Source organism: Acidisarcina sp., assembly GCA_035539175.1.
Lineage (GTDB): Bacteria > Acidobacteriota > Terriglobia > Terriglobales > Acidobacteriaceae > JANXZS01.
The window spans coordinates 37353-55014 of record DATLIY010000001.1; the positions used below are offsets into that span (position 1 = coordinate 37353).

11 protein-coding genes and 1 tRNA gene are annotated in these 17662 nt (G+C 56.6%); 3 read left to right on the plus strand and 9 right to left on the minus strand.

Translation table 11 applies throughout. The annotated features are described in order from the left end of the window. Positions 1 to 4: 4 nt before the first annotated feature. The 3 genes from VM554_00130 to VM554_00140 all read right to left on the minus strand — a co-directional run bounded on the left by VM554_00130 (position 5) and on the right by VM554_00140 (position 5703). A complete protein-coding gene (locus tag VM554_00130) occupies positions 5 to 3418 on the minus strand; it encodes an FG-GAP-like repeat-containing protein (GenBank protein HVJ06772.1) in 3414 nt (1137 codons plus the stop codon). A 238-nt stretch (positions 3419 to 3656) separates the two neighbouring features. Further along, positions 3657 to 4046: a LysM peptidoglycan-binding domain-containing protein gene (locus VM554_00135; protein HVJ06773.1), complete on the minus strand. Its 390-nt coding sequence runs from the start codon at positions 4044 to 4046 to the stop codon at positions 3657 to 3659. A gap of 118 nt (positions 4047 to 4164) precedes the next feature. After that, complete coding sequence (locus VM554_00140) at positions 4165 to 5703, minus strand: glycosyl hydrolase family 28 protein (GenBank protein ID HVJ06774.1); 1539 nt, start codon at positions 5701 to 5703, stop codon at positions 4165 to 4167. Positions 5704 to 5945: 242 nt separating this feature from the next. Between VM554_00140 and VM554_00145 the strand changes: the two genes are divergently transcribed. After that, positions 5946 to 8375 carry a TIM-barrel domain-containing protein gene (locus tag VM554_00145; protein HVJ06775.1) on the plus strand — a complete coding sequence of 810 codons (2430 nt, stop codon included), beginning with the start codon at positions 5946 to 5948 and terminating at the stop codon, positions 8373 to 8375. An 85-nt stretch (positions 8376 to 8460) separates the two neighbouring features. On the opposite strand, the gene VM554_00150 is transcribed toward VM554_00145, so the two are convergent. Continuing rightward, positions 8461 to 10413 carry a DUF4914 family protein gene (locus VM554_00150; protein HVJ06776.1) on the minus strand — a complete coding sequence of 651 codons (1953 nt, stop codon included), beginning with the start codon at positions 10411 to 10413 and terminating at the stop codon, positions 8461 to 8463. 496 nt (positions 10414 to 10909) lie between these two features. Here VM554_00150 and VM554_00155 point away from each other — a divergent pair, with 496 nt between their 5' ends. Both VM554_00155 and efp read left to right on the plus strand, forming a co-directional pair. Beyond that, positions 10910 to 12859 (plus strand): acyltransferase family protein, encoded by a 1950-nt coding sequence (locus VM554_00155; protein HVJ06777.1) that lies wholly within the window; start codon positions 10910 to 10912, stop codon positions 12857 to 12859. Positions 12860 to 13057: 198 nt separating this feature from the next. After that, on the plus strand, positions 13058 to 13633 hold the full coding sequence (gene efp, locus VM554_00160; GenBank protein HVJ06778.1) for an elongation factor P: 576 nt from the start codon (positions 13058 to 13060) through the stop codon (positions 13631 to 13633). Between the two features lie 226 nt (positions 13634 to 13859). Here efp and VM554_00165 read toward each other — a convergent pair. The 5 genes from VM554_00165 to VM554_00185 all read right to left on the minus strand — a co-directional run bounded on the left by VM554_00165 (position 13860) and on the right by VM554_00185 (position 17577). Next, positions 13860 to 13936 (minus strand) — tRNA-Glu (locus tag VM554_00165). A 140-nt stretch (positions 13937 to 14076) separates the two neighbouring features. Continuing rightward, positions 14077 to 14352, minus strand: a complete 276-nt coding sequence (locus VM554_00170) for a DUF507 family protein (protein HVJ06779.1) — start codon at positions 14350 to 14352, stop codon at positions 14077 to 14079. Next, on the minus strand, positions 14349 to 14627 hold the full coding sequence (locus tag VM554_00175) for a DUF507 family protein (protein HVJ06780.1): 279 nt from the start codon (positions 14625 to 14627) through the stop codon (positions 14349 to 14351). The genes VM554_00170 and VM554_00175 overlap by 4 nt, the downstream gene beginning before the upstream one ends. Positions 14628 to 14687: 60 nt before the next feature. Continuing rightward, on the minus strand, positions 14688 to 15065 hold the full coding sequence (locus VM554_00180; GenBank protein ID HVJ06781.1) for a ferredoxin: 378 nt from the start codon (positions 15063 to 15065) through the stop codon (positions 14688 to 14690). A gap of 184 nt (positions 15066 to 15249) precedes the next feature. Continuing rightward, the gene (locus VM554_00185) at positions 15250 to 17577 is read right to left on the minus strand and encodes a TonB-dependent receptor (protein ID HVJ06782.1); all 2328 of its coding nucleotides are present in this window, start codon (positions 17575 to 17577) and stop codon (positions 15250 to 15252) included. Between the last annotated feature and the right edge of the window lie 85 nt (positions 17578 to 17662).

Here is a 17662-nt window from a genome sequence, read left to right on the forward strand (position 1 = left end):
TCTCCTATCTGCCGCCGCTCACTGGGACAGGCAGCGTTGGTGGCTCGGATGACATGGGCACATAGTGCAGCTGAAATCCATTCGGAGTCCGGCCCGATTCGAAGCGATCATTCCAGTCCAGGCGATATTGCAGCGCCTCCGTATCCTGCGGGAAATGCTCGTTCGCCGGGTAGGGATAGCGGCTCATTCGGTGGAAGGGCATGTCCGCCACAGTAAAGGGCGAGGCCTCATAAAAGTCCATGTCCTTCACAAATCCGTTGGCATAAAAGAAGTAGTCGCGCGTCCATCCTGCGGGCAATGGCGGCAGAGCGTCCGTGCTGAACTCGGCATCGATCTCTTCCCCACTGCCAAAGACAACGTAACGATCGTCCACCTTCTTGAGAAGCTGTGTGACATCTCCATAGTGCGTATAGCTGCCGCGCTGCTTCACAAAGGGACCGGTCGCACTCACGTTCTCGTAGTTATAGGTGAGGTCTCCGTGGGTCGCTCCGTCGATCTGCTGGGGATAACCATGAAACTGCACCTTGCCCAACGATAGCGGCATCTCCGTCTGACGAATATGCCGGCTGATGTCTGGACCGTTATCTACAAGGATCTGGTCCCAGTAAATCTGCAAGTTCGTTTTGATGCGAATCCGGCGTGTGCCCGCTGGCAACTTACCCGTGAGATCCGCCACAATCGTCCGCGGCAAGCCTGCGGGAAAGCCCATCTCATCCATCACGCGTTTCCAGCTTCCATCTGGCATCTGCGCTTCCACATAAGGCGCGATGGGATCGAGCCCCGCCTGCCATGCGGCATACATCGACGATGCGGAAAAATATTCGATGAAGCCGTGAGCCAGCAAGCGTAGAGGATTCTTCTCACTCCAGTCGCCCAGATCCAGCGTCAGGGTGTGCATGCTCGCGTAGCCCGCATAGTTCAGCAGCTTAAAGTCCACAACGTAACGGTGATCCCGCGTACGCAACAGATCGAGAACGTCGCGGCCGGAGTCATCCCACGCCCCAGCGGGAGGCTTGGCGGCGGCAGAGACAATCGTCTTCTCTGTAGGAAACGGCGGCTCGTTCAGAAATCCCTCGTTGGGATAGACCTCTGTTCCGATGCGATGATCGACAGCAACCATACGCACCTGGTCGATGTAGTTGACCTCTTCCATCGGCTCCGCAAAGCGCACGCTCATGTTGCCGTTGCGCGCCTGCAGAAGCTTGCCGTCAATCTTCACCCACTCATCAGGATCGGCGATGTTCTTTGCCACGGGAGAGATCCAGTGTCCCACCACTGCGGCTCCAATTACGTCAGTCACAAACTGATAGCGAGTTCCATCCCACGCAAATAGCACGGGGCACGAACTTCCGCGGCGATCCAGTTCCGTAAAGCTCACCGGCTTTGTGATGGCCACATCCAGTTCGTCCTGAGGAACTCCGGTGGGCCACAACAGACGCACGATATCAGCCCGGTCAGAACTACCCAGACCCGCAATCAACTCCGCTGGACCCTGGCTCATGTACCCCGCCGCGCCAGCCATCTCCCACTTCTGCCACAGACCGTCGGCAAAAATCTCTACCTCTGTCCCCGTGCCGGTCTTGTTGTCCGCGCCACCCTTGAGCGCCAGCTTCAGCGAGTGATTCTTATTGCCACCATTGTTCTGTAACAGCAACGGTTCTCCATTCAACTGGGTCACCAGCAGGTCCGCATCGCCGTCGCCATCCACATCTGCGGCGACCACAGAGCGGGCCTCATGAAGCTGAATCTTGTCCAGCCCCAGGCTCTTGCTGACATCCTCGAAGCCCTCCGGCCCACGGTTACGGAATACCCGCAGTTCCGAGCCTTTTGCCGTCTCCACAACCACCGCCAGGTCAAGCCAGCCGTCGTTGTCCACATCGATCGCTGTGAGACCCCATCCACGCTGCGCATCCTTTATTGGCAGCGGAACGCGCTCAAACCTCTTGCCATCCACATTGCGCCACAAGCTAACGCCAGGAGCCCCCGCATGGGTGACCGCGATATCCATCCAGCCGTCTTTGTTGAAGTCCAGAACGGAAACACCCACGGTCGGGGCAAGACCGGCGTCGTCATACACTGGCGTCCCTTTAAATTTTCCTTCCCGAGGATTGAAGAACACGACCGGCGACTTGGTTGAACCCGCAACCACCAGGTCCACGGCACGATCATTGTTGATGTCCGACAGGACTGCTCCGGTGGTCTCACCTTCACCGGCCAGGCCGCTCTGCTCCGTCCAATCCGTAAACGTCTTGTTGCCGTTGTTGCGCCACAGTACATTCGGTCCGGAAGCGGGCTTGCCGTCCGCTCCAACGCCCGGTTTTCCTGTAACGAACAGGTCGAGATCGCCATCATGGTCGTAGTCGACGAACGTTAACCCCGCAGGCTGATTCCGGGGCTCAATCCCGGCCTGCTTCGTAACATCGGTAAAGTGACCATGGCCCTCGTTTCTGTAAAGCAGAACTCGATCGCTGAGAGCAACGGCGAGATCCGGCAGGCCGTCGTTGTCGAAATCCCCAACCGCGCAGGCCACGCCGGACCCGCTCACTGCCAGCCCCAACTCTTTGGACGCGAGCTCAGAGAATTTGCCACTTCCATTGTTGCGAAATACGCGAATCGCCTGCTCCCCCGATGACGGCAGCACAAAGTCCGCGACTCCGTCTCCATCTACGTCCAGAAAACAAACTCCGCCGGTCTTCTGCTGCGCCTTCGCAGTGGCCCCAACAGGCTGCGCCACAAATGTGATCGGGTTCATCGCCAACACCTTCGGCTCCGGCGTGAAAACGTCCGCGGCCTTGGCATAGCGTCCTTCCTCTCCATAGGTATGCGTAATGGGTGCAGAGATCTTGTCGCGCGAGAGGTGCTCAAAACGCTGAAAGTGCGTGCGCGCCTCATCCGGTTTGCCTGAGCGTTGCATGGCTCTTGCCAAACCGAACTCCGACGAAGTATGGAGAGGATTCAATGCCAGCGCACTTTGAAATTCAGTGATCGCTTTCTCGAACTCCTTCATCTCCAGATAAGACGACCCTAGAAAGTAATGCGCATCCGGGTTCGAAGGGACCATCTGAACCACGCGTTCAAACCGCTCGGCACTTTCGCTGCTCTTGCCTTGTGCATGCGCGGCCAGCCCCAGGCAGTACCACACCGCCGGGTTCTTCGGATCCTTGGCGGCGGCCTCTTCAAAAGCCTGCTCCGCCTCCGGCATCTTGTTCAGATAGAGAAGCGCGATTCCCTTGTTAAGAACTGCCGTCACCAACGTCGGGTCCGTAAGATAGGCGGCGCTGAACTGGTCCACCGCTTTCTGAGTGAGCTGCTGGTTCATGTATGCCACGCCAAGGTTGTTTTCCCGCGCAGCCTTTGCACGAACCCCGGGCGCATCCGCTGCATGCGCTGCCGCTGTAAGCAACAAAAGACCACTCACGACAACCAACCGACCGACTCCAGAACTGGAAGCCACGAACCGCGATAGAAGGGACATGGCTCGAATTATAAGGGCTTTGCGGGAGAAGAATTCTCTGGGTTGAGCTGAACCGCGGGTTTTGATGGGAGCAAAGCCCGGAATCATGATCCGGGCTCTATTCCCGTATGTAGTTCCTATGCTGCTCCACCTGTCCTGTGCCATTGCAGCAGGCGACCGGAACGCGACGAAAGATGATTTGTTAGAGAACCGGAATCAGAAGTTCCTGCCCAACCTTTACCAGATCCGGGTTCGCCATGCCATTCGCCTCGGCGATCTTCTGATAGTGGTTGGCGGTCCCATAGAAGTGCTTGCTGATATGCGACAGGTTATCGCCGGGCTGAACCGTATAGGACTGGTCGCCTGATCCAGCGGTGATGATCTCGTGGTGAAGATCGGCAAACTGCGGATCCACGGATTTAATGGAATCCCAAACCCGGTTGGCGATCACCTGAGAAGGCACAGTAGCCTTCAGGTGTAGTTGTTCGCCATCCAAGCTAACATCGTCGAGCGTGGCGCCATCGCTCGCAAACTCCTGGATTGTTGCAATCACGGGTGCATACTTCTGTTTCAACTGCTCCAGATCAGCCATTCTTCCTCCAACGGTACTTTTGCTAAATTCTCAGAGCCGCCGGTGGAAGAGAGGGTTGCCATACCTGAATAAAAATTCATCGGTGTCAGGCGATACAGGGATTGTCCAAAAGCGGGCCTCAATGCTTCCGCGGAAGCTTTCGCGAAGGCGCTGCCGTCAAGTCCAGCAGGCGCCCGCCCAAACTCCGCGAATCGCGTACCGAAAGATGGGTCCCTCGCATGACCTCTATGGCTGGATAAGCCGGTCTTGAAGCCTCCCCCTCAAAGCCATCGATCGTGAGACCATGAAAGCCATCGACGCGCACGGCCGAGCGGTAGAACTCCGGAAATGCCCCCTCCCAGTGCACCTGAAGATTATGGAAGGACAGCCCATTTACGTTGTGCGCCTGCACCGCTGAGAGGTCCTGGCGAGTCAGGCCAAGATCCTTTGGCGTTGTTGGCTGCAGATCGAGATTCCCTCCCATCACAGCTAACAGAGGGCCAGCCTGCATGGTGAGCGTCAAGTCGCGAAACTCCACATCCTCAATATGGCCGGGGTCCAGGCTGTAAAGAACCACCGGAGACTGACTCTTCGCGATCACCCTGCTGAAGCGCACATGACGCACATAGCCCATGGTGTTCGAGTCGGGCCACGGGGCATAAGCCCAGCGAGCCACCGTGATCGAAACCGGCTCTCCCGATCCCCACCATGGTCCGTCGATCAACCGCGTTTCGCTGACGACGTTCGAGAAGATCAGGTTCTCTATCGTCTCCCCTGCCCTCGACTGGATGTTGATACCGCGGTTGCTGTCGCGGATGACGATATTGTTGAAGGTCAGATTCCGAACATCCTTGGCAGCCGGTCCAATGCGGATTGCAGCTGACCGGCTGCACAGAATGACATTGGATACAGTAATGTTCTCCGCTGGCTCCTGGCACCAGCCATCCGCACATGGACCGCCCACCACTAGTGCGTCATCGCCTGCTTCCAGCGACGAATTAGCAACTGTGGCATTTCGCGATGCCGAAATATCCAGGGCGTCATTATTCGGAATCAGCAGGTTGTTCCGCACATCCAGCCCGCTCACGGAGATGTGATCGCTGCACATCAACTTGACGCCCCAATTCGGACTATCGACAACATGGAGATCGCGCACAACGACGCCATCGGAATGCAAAATAAGCACCAGTACGCCGGGCCGGGGACGCATATGGAGAGGCCCCTCGCGCGCCTCGCCCATTCGGGAGACGAGCGTCTCCCCCTGCCGCGTCTTTGCCGGGTCAAAGTAGGGATCGAAGGGTGCCGGATTCGGATCCACAAAGGCACGGCCATTTCCGTCAATCGTGCCCTCGCCGAGAATCGCAATATTGTGCGCATGTTCGGCCACAATCAGGGCTGTGTCGCGGCCCTCCGAGGCTCGATCCAGGCGAGGATAGTCTTCCAGATTCTCACTGCCCAGTATGGTCGAGCCCGGCTCCAGCTTCAGAGTGATGTTGTCCAGCAGGCGGATCGTCCCGGTGCGATAGGTTCCCGCATCTACCACCACCGCTCCCCCGCCATGCGAGTGGCAATCCTCTATGGCTGCGTTGATCGACCGCGTATCCAGCGTGTGTCCATCGCCCACCGCTCCATACGACCGAACATGGCAATCTGCCGCCACTCGCGCAGGCTCTGCCACTTGCGCATGCATCGAGGATGAGGCGCAGAAGCAGGCCACGCAGGCAGCCACAACCAGCTTGCAGGAAATAAAAGATCGAGGGGAAATTCGCGGCATGGGCACAGCCGCATTCTACACATGGCGGACAGCCACATTCGCAAGCTCGTAGAGTACACTTGCTGGTCAACGCACATGGTCGGGATTGCCGCTGTGTAAAGGGCAGATCCTGTCCGCTATTCCCTTTCACCGGTATTGGAGCTTTCATGGTGTCGAAGAATTCGTCTCAGTTTTTACCTGTCCGCTGGCTGCACCGCATGGCTTTGTTTGCCTCGATTTTTCTGGTGCTTCTCGTTGTTTCTACAGCGCATGCGCAGCAGATATACCATCCATCTGCGGACCCCAAGGCAGTAGTTATCGACGGCCACGCGCGATTTACCGTGCTGACCCCTCAGTTGATCCGCCTGGAGTGGAGTGAGGATGGAAAGTTTGAAGATCGGCCATCCTTCGTGGTTCTGAATCGGCAGCTTCCCGTTCCGGCATTTCAGCACTCGACCGACGGGCAGGACCTGATTCTCAAGACCAGCACGCTGGAACTGCGCTACCGCAAGGACTCCGGAAAATTCACGCCGGAGAATCTCACTATCCGCTTCCAACTGGATGGCTCCGCCCACACGTGGCAGCCGGGAGCGGCAACCACGGGCAACCTGCTGGGCACCTATCGCACGCTCGATGGAGCACGAGGCTATTCCGTCAAGCTGGAGCAGGGATTGGTATCTCGCGACGGGTGGGCGGTGATCGATGACAGCCAGTCTCCGCTCTTCGACTCCGCGGATTTTCGCTTTCAGGGGCCGGACAGCGTCTGGCCATGGGTGGTGGAGCGCTCTCCGGGAGATCGCCAGGACTGGTATTTCCTCGGCTACGGGCATGACTTCAAACAGGCGCTCGGGGACTACACACGCATCAGCGGAAAGATTCCCATGCCCCCTCGTTTCGCCTTCGGCACCTGGTGGTCGCGCTATTGGGACTATTCCGATGCGGAGTTGAAGGATCTCGTCACGCAATTCCACCAGAACAAGGTTCCGCTCGATGTTCTGGTGATCGACATGGGCTGGCATCTCTCTCCGGAGGCAATTAAGGCAAAGGGCTTTGAAATCCCAGCGGACAACAAGGATCAATCCGGGCACAGTGTCGGCTGGTCTGGCTATACCTGGAACCCGAAATATTTTCCTGATCCCGACAGCTTTCTCGCATGGGTGCACCAGCAGGGCCTGAAGGCTACGCTCAACCTGCATCCCGCCTCAGGCGTGCAACCGTGGGAGAATCAATACCCCGCGATGGCCACGGCGATGGGGATCGACCCTTCCACCAAGAAATATGTGCCCTTCGACATCACGAACAAGAAGTTCGCGACCAACTATTTGAACCTGCTCCATCATCCGCTGGAGAAACAAGGCATCGACTTCTGGTGGCTTGACTGGCAGCAGGAGATGACCACGCAGCTCGCCCACGTAAACCCGACCTTCTGGCTGAACTACGTTCACTTCAGCGATCAGGAACGGGAGGGTAAGCGCCCCCTCATCTTTCATCGCTGGGGCGGACTGGGCAATCATCGCTACGAAATCGGATTCTCCGGAGACACGTTCTCCGTATGGGAGTCCCTCGCCTTCCAGCCCTACTTCACCGCGACAGCAGCCAACGTTGGCTATGACTACTGGAGCCACGATATCGGTGGACACATGCCGGGTGCTGTCGATGGCGAACTCTACTCCCGCTGGATTCAGTTCGGGGCCTTCTCTCCGATTCTGCGAACCCACACCACCAAAAACCCGGAGGCGGAGCGCCGGATCTGGGCCTATCCTGAGCCTTACGCAAAGATCATGCGCGACACATTCGTTCTCCGCTATGCCATGCAGCCTTACATCTACACGGAATCACGGAAAACCTATGACACGGGCGTGGCTTTCTTCCGGCCTCTCTATTACGACTATCCGGAGGCCAGGGAAGCCTACGACCAGAAGGGCGAATACATCTTCGGCGACAACATGATCGTCGCTCCGATCGTCGCTCCCGCAGACGCCACAACCCACCTGTCCACCAAGTCTGTCTGGCTGCCCAGGGGCGAGTGGATCGAGTGGTTCACCGGCAAAGAACTGACCGGTCCCGGTAACTTCGAACGCACATTTACCGAGGCACAGATCCCCGTCTACATCAAGGCGGGCTCCATCCTGCCGCAGCAACCGGAGATGAGCTATACCGGCGAGAAGCCCGTCGACCCGCTGATTCTTGAAGTATTCCCCTTCGGCAAGGACCAGCACAGCAGCAGCTACCAGATCTACGAGGATTCCAGCATAGGAGAGAACTACACCCGCGGCGAATTCGCACGGACAAACGTCGAGGTCAGGCGCGAGACGGCGAAGAAATTCCACGTAACCGTCGCCCCCGCGGAAGGGACCTACCCCGGTATGCTGACGCAGCGCAGCTATGAGGTGCGGCTGTGGTCCTCGGCAGAACCCACCAGCGTCTTACTTGACGGCAAAAAGCTGGCCGCCTCCACCGATGCACAATCGGCAGGATGGCGCTATGACAAGGAGAAGGCACAGGTCATCGTGCGTACGCCCAGCCGCTCCGTGCATCAGAAAACCGATGTCTCCATCCAGTTGGCGCACGAACCAAGTGCACCGGAAAAACCATAACTCAGCAGACCACCATACAAGGAAGAGGCCTGGCATTTTCGCCAGGCCTCTTCCTTGTATGCCTTAGGTCGCAGCTTCCGTCGTATCACTTGAAAATCGTGTGCGGAATCAGCTTCCAGTAATCCTCCTGATTCGCATCGTCCATACACGCCTGGATGATCTTGCGGCCCAGTGGGTCGAGATCCGGAGTGAGGTATGGCTTCAATTCACGTTTGAAAAACTCACGCCACTGCCGCGCGCCTTCTTCGTACACCTCCGCGCCACCCTGTAGCTGGCTTTCCACATGCAGAAAGACAGGAGGAATCAGGGATCCCTCCACGCGAATCTGCTGCGGCGCATACCCTAGGAGCGGGCAGGTGCACTCCGTCAACTGATCCCGTTGGAAGCGTGCACTGCCGCGCCGGGCCAGGTATTCGCGAGCGATCCACTCCCCCATAAAGCCAACCCGCCATGCTCCGATGTACTGGTTCGGAATCAGCACATGACGAGTCTCGGTGTTTTCGACGATCTGCTCCAGCAGCAGGTTCGCCTGATCCACGCGGCGGCCGGTGCAGAAAGCCCAATACGACCCCACACCCTCCGACTGCATGCCCTTCGAATCCTGAATGCTGGGATTAGCGTGGCCCCGCGGAGCAGCCAGCCTCCACAGCCATGCCAGCGCTGGGCTCAGAATATGCAGCATCCCGATGATGCCGTAGAGACGGCTCTCCTTATGCGTTGGTGGGCAACGAACGCCAAAGCTGCGAATGTTCACCGCGACCGGTCCCTGGCTCACATCGGGAATCAGGTCTCGCGGAATAATCACTCGGGGATTGGTGCAGAGCTTACCCGGCGCGTCTTCGATATGCTCCCATGTCAGGCATCCGCCGCCGGGAACGATGTAGTGATTTAGGAAGATCAACGGCTTCGGCGGAGAGATGCAAAGACGCTCCAGCTTCGGATCGGTGCCGTACTTCTTGATGTGGTCCACGCGCACAAACCAGCCGTTCTCCGCGTCGCGGATATTCAGCTTCGTCTGACCTTCGTTGTAATGCGGATGCGCACAGGCCATATCGTCGGCCATGGGATTCAGATGGCAAGCCTGCGGCAGCACCAGCGTACGTTCCTCGCCCGTGACCACGTTCTTGCCCAGCAGCAGACGGCCATCCTCCATGCGGTGGATGTGCTCGGTCATCTCGCTCTTGCCTCCCCCGGAGGCGCCTTCGTGCATAATCACGATCTCGTTGTCATACGGCGTAACGACCCCCACCGCCGCGCAGTGATTCGTCGTCCAGCCCTCGCGCTCGCCAATGTCCAGCAGGATCGAGTAGACGCCCTTCTTCGCGCTTGGCCCGGGGTAAAGGTTATAGGCGTAGATCTCCTGATGCGTCTGCGTGCGGAAATGCACGACCACCTGTTTGCCATCGAAGTGGGTATGCCGGAAGGGAGGCGCAACAAAGAGCACTCCGCCGTTCAGTCGAAAATCCGCCGGCACCTCGTTCCCCGGAATCATGCCCTGCAGATCCGCCAATGCACCGGCAAAGAAGCCCGCCTGACGGGGAATAATCAGCAGGGAGCCGTACCGCAGATCGTCCGGTCCGGCGTAAAACGGAGTCACAATCAGTTCCTGCGTCTTCAGCCAGCCAAGGGTCTTCTGGCGTGTCAGGTCAAATGGCTCTCCAAACCTCTGCTGGTAGGTCGGCTTATCCGTGGGCAGCGTGTCGCCGATGACCATGGCATCCGGATCGCGACGACGCATGCGCGGATCTGGAAAGTTCACTGCCAGGCCATTGCGGGCCTTGGTTACCACTGCCTCAACCACGGGCCCTACGCCAGGAACGTCGAAGGCAGCCTCAAACTCCCCCATGTCCTCGCGATTGCCGATGTTCCAATCGGTCGTTCCGGTCTCGCGGCCCAATGCCCAATCGAGCAGATCCTCCCGAGTATTCGGCACGAACAGTTCCGGCGCCGCGCTCAGAACCTCGATCACGTGCGCTGGCAAGCCCAGCGTGGGCCAGTCAGCTTTAAAGTTGATGGTTTTGCTTGAAATGGTAGGCATATCTTATCTTCTCAAATATTCCGCTGTCACGTCTTCAAATTCCGCTGCCGCTGCCGTGACGAGAGGCATCACAGATCCGCGATCCTCCCCAACTTCCCTTTTCTGAGTTGGCGTTCCTCGAAGTGTGGGCTCACCCGGCATCACGCATTCCTTGACTGGCAGGAACAGAATTGTGAGAATCATGATCTACAGGATGGCGGCATGCAGAGAGAGCCTGCCACCACTAAAATCTGCATCTCAACAGCAAGATGCACACCCACTGCCTTGAAGTAATGATCCATCAGATTTAAACCGCCAGCCATGGTGGCCGGGCGAATCCCACATCCACCCGTAGAGCTCCGCCTTACGGGCTGACAGGAAGAATGATCAGGGCCAGTGGTGTAGCTCAGAGCGATGCTTTAGTGCACCAGTGCGAGCGAATGCAAGTCCTTTCGTAGCCTGACAAGTACAACCGATGACGGCAGATCCGAGCACGACGTGCCGCGCGGAAGGAGCTATGGAAAATAAGAAGTCTGCATTTCGACCGGATATTGAAGGCTTGCGGGCTGTCGCAGTTCTGCTGGTCATTGCCTATCACGCAAAAGTTCTTGCATGCAAAGGCGGTTTTATAGGGGTCGACGTATTCTTTGTGCTCTCGGGATACCTGATCACTGGCCTCTTGATCGATGAAGTCGTTCGCAGCAGAACCATCCATCTGGTTCAGTTCTATGCCCGGCGAATCCGCCGCTTATTGCCTGCGTCGGTAGTGATGCTCGCCGCTACGATGCTCGCCGTATGCTTCATCCTGCCACCATTCGAGCAGTGGATACTGTCGCGATCCGCCCTTGCGACCTTCGCGTATCTGAGCAATGTATATTTTGTCCATTTAAGCAACGACTACTTTGCAGGGGATACCGCCGGAAATCCGCTTCTTCATACGTGGTCCCTTGCCGTGGAGGAGCAGTTCTATTTCGCCTGGCCAATTCTGATCCTGCTCGCCTTCCGGCTACGGCCTTCGCGGAAAGTTGCCTGTGTGGTGATGGCGGTCATCGGGGTGCTCTCATTCGCGGCCTCGGTGTGGCTAAGCCAAACGAACCGGCCCTTGGCGTTCTTTCTCATGCCACTCCGAGCCTGGGAATTTGCAATCGGCGGTCTGGCGAGCCAGATTCCGATGGAAAGAATTCGGAGCCGTCCCCAGTTAATGCGTGTCCTGGGGTGGGGCGGCCTGGCGATGGTTCTCTTCTCGGGCTTCGTACTGAGCCCTGTAGGTTTTCCGGGGACGAAGGTCCTGCTTCCGGTTCTCGGTAGCACGGCGATATTAATCGCAGGTCTGGGAGGAGGTCGCGCCAGCGTGAGCAGCGTCCTCGGTACCAGCCCCTTGCAGTATCTTGGTCAGCGATCCTATGTGCTTTATCTCTGGCACTGGCCTCTGCTTGCCCTGGTCGCAGTTCTGGCGCAGCCATTCTCTCTGCGGCTCAGGCTGCTTTGCGTCCTGGTCTCTCTGATACTGGCAGAGCTGACCCATCGATTGATCGAGAACCCCATCCGATTTAATACCTATCTGCAGAGACATGCGCAGCTCTGCATCGGAGCCGCGGTGATGATCATGCTGATAGGAGTGGGAACAACTTCAGTATGGAGATCCTGGGCCAAACAGTCGCCGAGTTACGCGAAATATGAAAAGGTAATCTCCGACATTCCGGAAGATGCGATGACCGGATGCCTGATTGGCTATGGAGAATCGGCGCCCCACGAATGCGATTTCGGAAGCAGCCACCCCTCCAAAACCGTAGTTCTTTTTGGCGATTCACACATCGAGCAGTGGATGCCTGCATTTCAGGAAATCGCGAATCAGAAAAAATGGAGAGTGATTCTGATGGTTAAGTCTTCCTGCCCCGCGTTGGCGATCTCTGTCTCGATACAACAGGCAAGCGTTGAAGATCGTACCTGCCGTACCTGGCGCGAGTTGGCGATAGCTCGCATCCAGAAATTACATCCGACTGCCGTCATCCTTTCGAATGCGAGCAACTATAAAGAGGTGGGTCGACCCGATGTGGCACAGTCCCCCAAGGAGTGGAGCGCTGGCGCCCGCCAAACATTCACCAGTCTGCGTGCAGTGGAATTTCCGCTTGTCTTTTTGAGGGATACGCCGTTGCCTGGCTATGACGTGGCACAATGCCTCTTGCGCGCGGACTGGAACAGTGTGCAGCAATGCCCAGCTTTACTCAGAAGCACAGCCTTGCAGGATGATGTCTATCGTGCCCAGGTAAGCGGCGCACAGGGTATACCCAATGTTGCCTTCGTTGATCTGTCGAACCAGATATGCGGTGATGTTTACTGTGACATCATGCAGGGTCAAAGCATCCTTTATCGAGACAGCAACCATATGACCGCGAGCTTCCTGCGCGGGCTCTCAACCGATCTCTACAAAGAACTCGTACGTGCTGCACCCGTGCTGGCGAGTTGAACTTCCGGATCTCCTGACGCCATCGTTCGCAAGGCACGTCAGCTGGCACCTCAGCCGCCACGTCAGCTAAGGTGTTGCGCTGTGTGGCGTGGCCGGACTGGCCATGCTCACCTGTTATTCTAAGGGCATTGATGCAATGAAAAAACCGGGCCGGACGTCATTGGAATCGCCTGCTCCAACCTTTGTTTTGAGGAAATCATGGCCGCACTGATCGACGCCATCGCTGTAAAACGCAAGATGTTTTTCGAAATCGAAAATACCCCCTTCCTGTGTCTGGAGTCAGACGTTTCCACCCCCACGGCACGGGGCGCCCAGACGCTGGTTCGCCTGAAGATGCGCAACCTCCTTACCAATGCGGTCTTCGATAAGACCTTCAAGGCCAGCGACAAGTTCAAGGAGCCGGACCTGCAGATGGTCCCCGCATCCTACTTGTACCGCGACGGATCCGGTTCCCACTTCCTGGACCAGGAAACCTTTGAGACGCTCACCCTCTCTGAAGAGATGCTCGGCGACGCGATGGACTTCCTCGTGGAGGGAGCCGTCATCGAACTGCATAAGTACAACGGCAACCCCATCGGATTACAACTGCCGCCTCAGGTGGAGTTGACCGTCACCTACACGGAACCCGGCACACGCGGCGACACCGCAAGCGGCAATGTGACCAAACCCGCCAAGCTCGAAACCGGCATCGAAATCCGCGTTCCTCCCTTCATCAAAGAGGGAGAAAGAATCAAGGTCTCCACAGAAACCCGGGAATTCGCCGGCCGCGCCTGAATCGCAAAGGTCTGGGCGCTCCCTGCCCAGACCAAAGTCATCCCAGACAGATCCATACGCCGTGGCAGGCAACCATCGGGTTGCATCGAAAGCCACATTCCACGGCCTTTGCACGTTGATCGTCATGGGTAGTCATCCTGAGCCGGTTGCCATCCTGAGCGCAGTCATCCTGAGCACCAAGGATTGTCATCCTGAGCGCAGCGAAGGATCTATATTTGGAGGGATTTGGTAGCGGCATCGGGGATCGAACCCGAACTCTCTGCCTTGAGAGGGCAGCGTGTTAACCAATTACACCATGCCGCCGTGCCGTGGTGGGGACAGCGTTTGTCAGCGTACAGCGCCAACTTTTCGAGTATATCAAGGTTACCGGGAAATGAGAATCGAGGTCAGTTACTCGGATTGAGAATCGCAGCCTCTGACGTTCTCTCTCCACTCCGCAATTCTTAAATCCCCAGCTTCTTCACTTCGTCGTTGTAGTACTTGCGGTACAGAATGTCCCACTCCTGGCTGCCTTCAGGAATGATCCTGCGCTGAGAGGCGATCTTTTGCCGAGCTGCAAGATCAATCTTCGTCTCCTCCGTCAGCAGGTTCTCTAGAATCTTGCGAGCCTCCTGCCGGATCGTGTTGCGATCCTCAAGAAAGTCGCACTCGTCGGTTTCCGCCAGGGTATCGGCCACAACGTGGGCCATCTTGTTCAGCTTATCGCGGGAGATTCTCACAGGACCGCCTTGTATTTCTTGGCCAGCTCCAGCTTGACCTTCTTGAACATTTCGGCATAACTTGCGCCGGTCCGGTTCATCTCGTCCTGGTACGCATCCAGGATCACACGCACTTCCTCGTTAATCCGATCTTCCAGAGTCAGTTCCTCCAGCAGACCGTTCAGGACGTGCTCCTCGACCGCGGCAAGCTTATCGCTTCGGATCATCTTGGCATCGACAAGATGTTTCACCGTTTGCCGAGCCAGATAACCGACGTATTCTCTTGAGAAAATCATTGATCTTCTTGAAAATATAGCACACACGACTCGTATCTTCGGTGCTTTAGGCCACCCGTGCTAGCGGCCTTTCTGCGGCCCCGGCCGATGAGGACATTGGGCGGTATTGATGCAGCTCTCCGGCAAGCGCAGTCGCTCGACCACGCGCCCGCCTACCAGGTGTTCCCTCACAATCTCGTCCACATCCTCCGGCTTCACAAAGCCGTACCAGACCTGCTCCGGATACACAACCACCGTTGGTCCATGCTCGCACTGGTCGAGACAGCCGGATTTATTGGCCCGGACCCGTCCTTTCAGCCCGATTGCGTCGATCTTTTGCTTGAAAAGCAGGTGCAGTTCGCTCTTGCCGTTCACTGTGCAGGACGGTCGTGCGCTCCCCGGCTCGCGATGATTTGTACAGACGAAAACATGCCGCTCAAAATTTGCCAAGTATTCCATTTCTCCTTATGTCCATCCTAATTCATGCTGTGGTCCCTGCTCCGCTCTCCTCCGTGCCCTTTCCTGATGGAAGCTCCGCTGTTTTGCGCTTCAGCCCTAAAACAACTCCTCCTTCACGCCCAAATGGGAACGCGAAGGAGGAGTTGTCATTTGGCGCAGAATCAGCGTCTTGAGTTGCTGGAAACTACCACATCAGCTTCAGGGCCAACTGCATCTGACGAGGCAGATTGCTCTGTCCCCACGATCCCCTCTGGATGGTTCCGAAGTTAGGATCATTGGCGCTTCCGGTGTAGTTTTCCTGCCATAGCGGATGATTGAGAACATTGAAAGCTTCCAGCCTGAACTGAAGCTTTATATTCTCGACGATTGCGAAGTTCTTGGAGAGGTTCGCGTCGAACTGGTGATTGTTCGGCACACGGATTCCGGTATCGACCGTATTTGTGTGGGCACCGTACTCCGGAACCTGCATGAAGTCATAGTGACCGCAGCCCTTTGAATAAGACATGGGTTGAATCGACCAGCTACCTGACTTGTCTCGGGCATACTTCGCAACGCAAGGCTCCACGCCACGAATATATCCTGTCGAAGGATCTACCTTTCGTGGTACCCATGCATTGTGGATGTACTGCTCAGAAGGATTGCCCGGCACCCTCCAAGGCCAGCCAGTCTCATAGACATAGAGACTGCCCAGTTCCCATCCGCCGATAGCCGTGTCTACCAGGCGATTCGAGCTGCCGAGGAACTTGCGTCCGCGACCGACTGGCAGCAGATACACCCCGGAGATCGTAATACGATGCGTTCTGTCGTTGCCGCTAATGGCTCTGTAAGGGATGCGATATACCTTATCAGCAAACCCACCCGCTTGCATCGCCTTCGACCAGGTCCATGTGCCATGCAAAGTCAGCGAGTCGCTCCACTTGTGCATAGCCGTAACCTGCAACGAATTGAACCACGACGTACCATCATTCAACTGCCACTCAAGAATGTCGCCAAACGCGGCGTACGGCCGGATTAAGTTTCCACCCTGAATGGTTTTTGCTGTGTAGTAGCTTGTTCCCTCAAATCCCGCTACGTGGTAGAAGGGATTGGTCGGGTAATCGTTGTCGCATATGCTCGGATCGCCACCCATCTGAACATTGCACTTCTTGTAATACTCTAAAGATTGGTGATTGATGTTGTCGTTGCTGTCATCGTTGTACGTCTTACTTCCGACGTAGCTGACTTCAACAGTATCGTGGCTGAGAAACTGCCGCTGGAATCCTAGAGAATAGCTCCAAAAGGCAGGTGCTTTGTAATGCGGATTGATGAACCACGGCCCCTGTCCCAGACCGGTGAGCATACCCTGCGACGAACCCTTGGGCTGCACAACTGTCGGGAACGGGTTAGATAGGCTCTGGTATGGGTGCTTCCCTCCATCAAGTGTGGCGTCATAGTTCGTTTGCGCATACCAGCCTAACTGGTTTCCTCCCGGGGTGGGATTCCTAAACATCTCTCCAAAACCGCCACGAAAGACGGTCTTGTCGTCGATAGCATAGGCAAACCCAACGCGAGGCTGAATGTTGGTCTTGACCACAGGATAGAGCGAGCGGGGATTGCCATTCACACCCATGAAGGTAACCCCGCCCTTCACCACTCCGCCCGGAAGCGCTGCAGAGTTCACGAGCGAATTTACCGGATTTGTAGCGTTCATATCGAACGCATAGTCCGACCGGTTGTGGCGCTCCAGTTGAGGTCCGTTCAGGTCGTAACGAATGCCAAGGTTCAGCGTGAGCCTCGGTGTTACCTTCCAGTCATCCTGGACGAAAGGAGCGTAGTAGTGCTGCGACCAGAAGGCTTGGGGCTGAATTGTCTCGTTACCCGAGGTAGCAGTACCCAGCAGCATCGAAGCAATTGAGTTTCCGCTATCCTGCGTCCAGAGCCAGCCAATATAGTTGGACTGAGTCCACTGCCGGTCTGTCCAGAAATATGGACCACCATAGACATCGACATTGGCTGACTGCAGAAGCCTCATATCAAGGCCAGCATGTAATGTGTGTCTACCCTTGATCCAGGTAACGCTGGGGAAGAGGTTCATAGAGTTGCCAACGGTGCTGGAACCACCGCTGTTGCCCAGGCTGGAAAACTCACTGATGTCCAGCTTGGGGAAGTGATTGCTGGTTACGCCAAACTGCGAAACCTGCGCCCCGGTCCAACCAAGCGAGGTTTGATTAAAGCCAGTCGGTCCATCGAACCAATAATCATTTCTCGCGGTAACGGATGCGCGGAAATCGAGCAATAAGGTGGGAGAAAAGGTATGCACCCACTCCGTAGCAAAGGTGTGGCTTCGCTCTCCATGGGGTTCTGCACCCTGATTCGTTGCACCAGGCATGCCGTTCAGGCTTCTCAACTCGATACGCTCCCAGTAGCCATAGCGAAGGGAGAACCTATCTTTGCTGGTGAAGTTCTGATCCCACTTACGTAAGCGTTTGGTCTGAGCCGTCTTGACAGTTAGATTTTTGACTATCGTGTCCACAAGTCGCGACGTGTGGACACAACTAGGCGTTGACCGTATCGATTTGGATGTTCCAGGGCAGGAGGTCTTCGATGCGGTTGATCGG

Excerpts from the sequence above, each read along its gene's own strand:
- VM554_00175 (HVJ06780.1), bottom strand. The coding sequence starts at position 14,627 with ATGATTTTCTCAAGAGAATACGTCGGTTATCTGGCTCGGCAAACGGTG.
- VM554_00180 (HVJ06781.1), bottom strand. The coding sequence starts at position 15,065 with ATGGAATACTTGGCAAATTTTGAGCGGCATGTTTTCGTCTGTACAAAT.
- VM554_00145 (HVJ06775.1), top strand. The coding sequence starts at position 5,946 with ATGGTGTCGAAGAATTCGTCTCAGTTTTTACCTGTCCGCTGGCTGCAC.
- efp (HVJ06778.1), top strand. The coding sequence starts at position 13,058 with ATGGCCGCACTGATCGACGCCATCGCTGTAAAACGCAAGATGTTTTTC.
- VM554_00150 (HVJ06776.1), bottom strand. The coding sequence starts at position 10,413 with ATGCCTACCATTTCAAGCAAAACCATCAACTTTAAAGCTGACTGGCCC.
- VM554_00135 (HVJ06773.1), bottom strand. The coding sequence starts at position 4,046 with ATGGCTGATCTGGAGCAGTTGAAACAGAAGTATGCACCCGTGATTGCA.
- VM554_00155 (HVJ06777.1), top strand. The coding sequence starts at position 10,910 with ATGGAAAATAAGAAGTCTGCATTTCGACCGGATATTGAAGGCTTGCGG.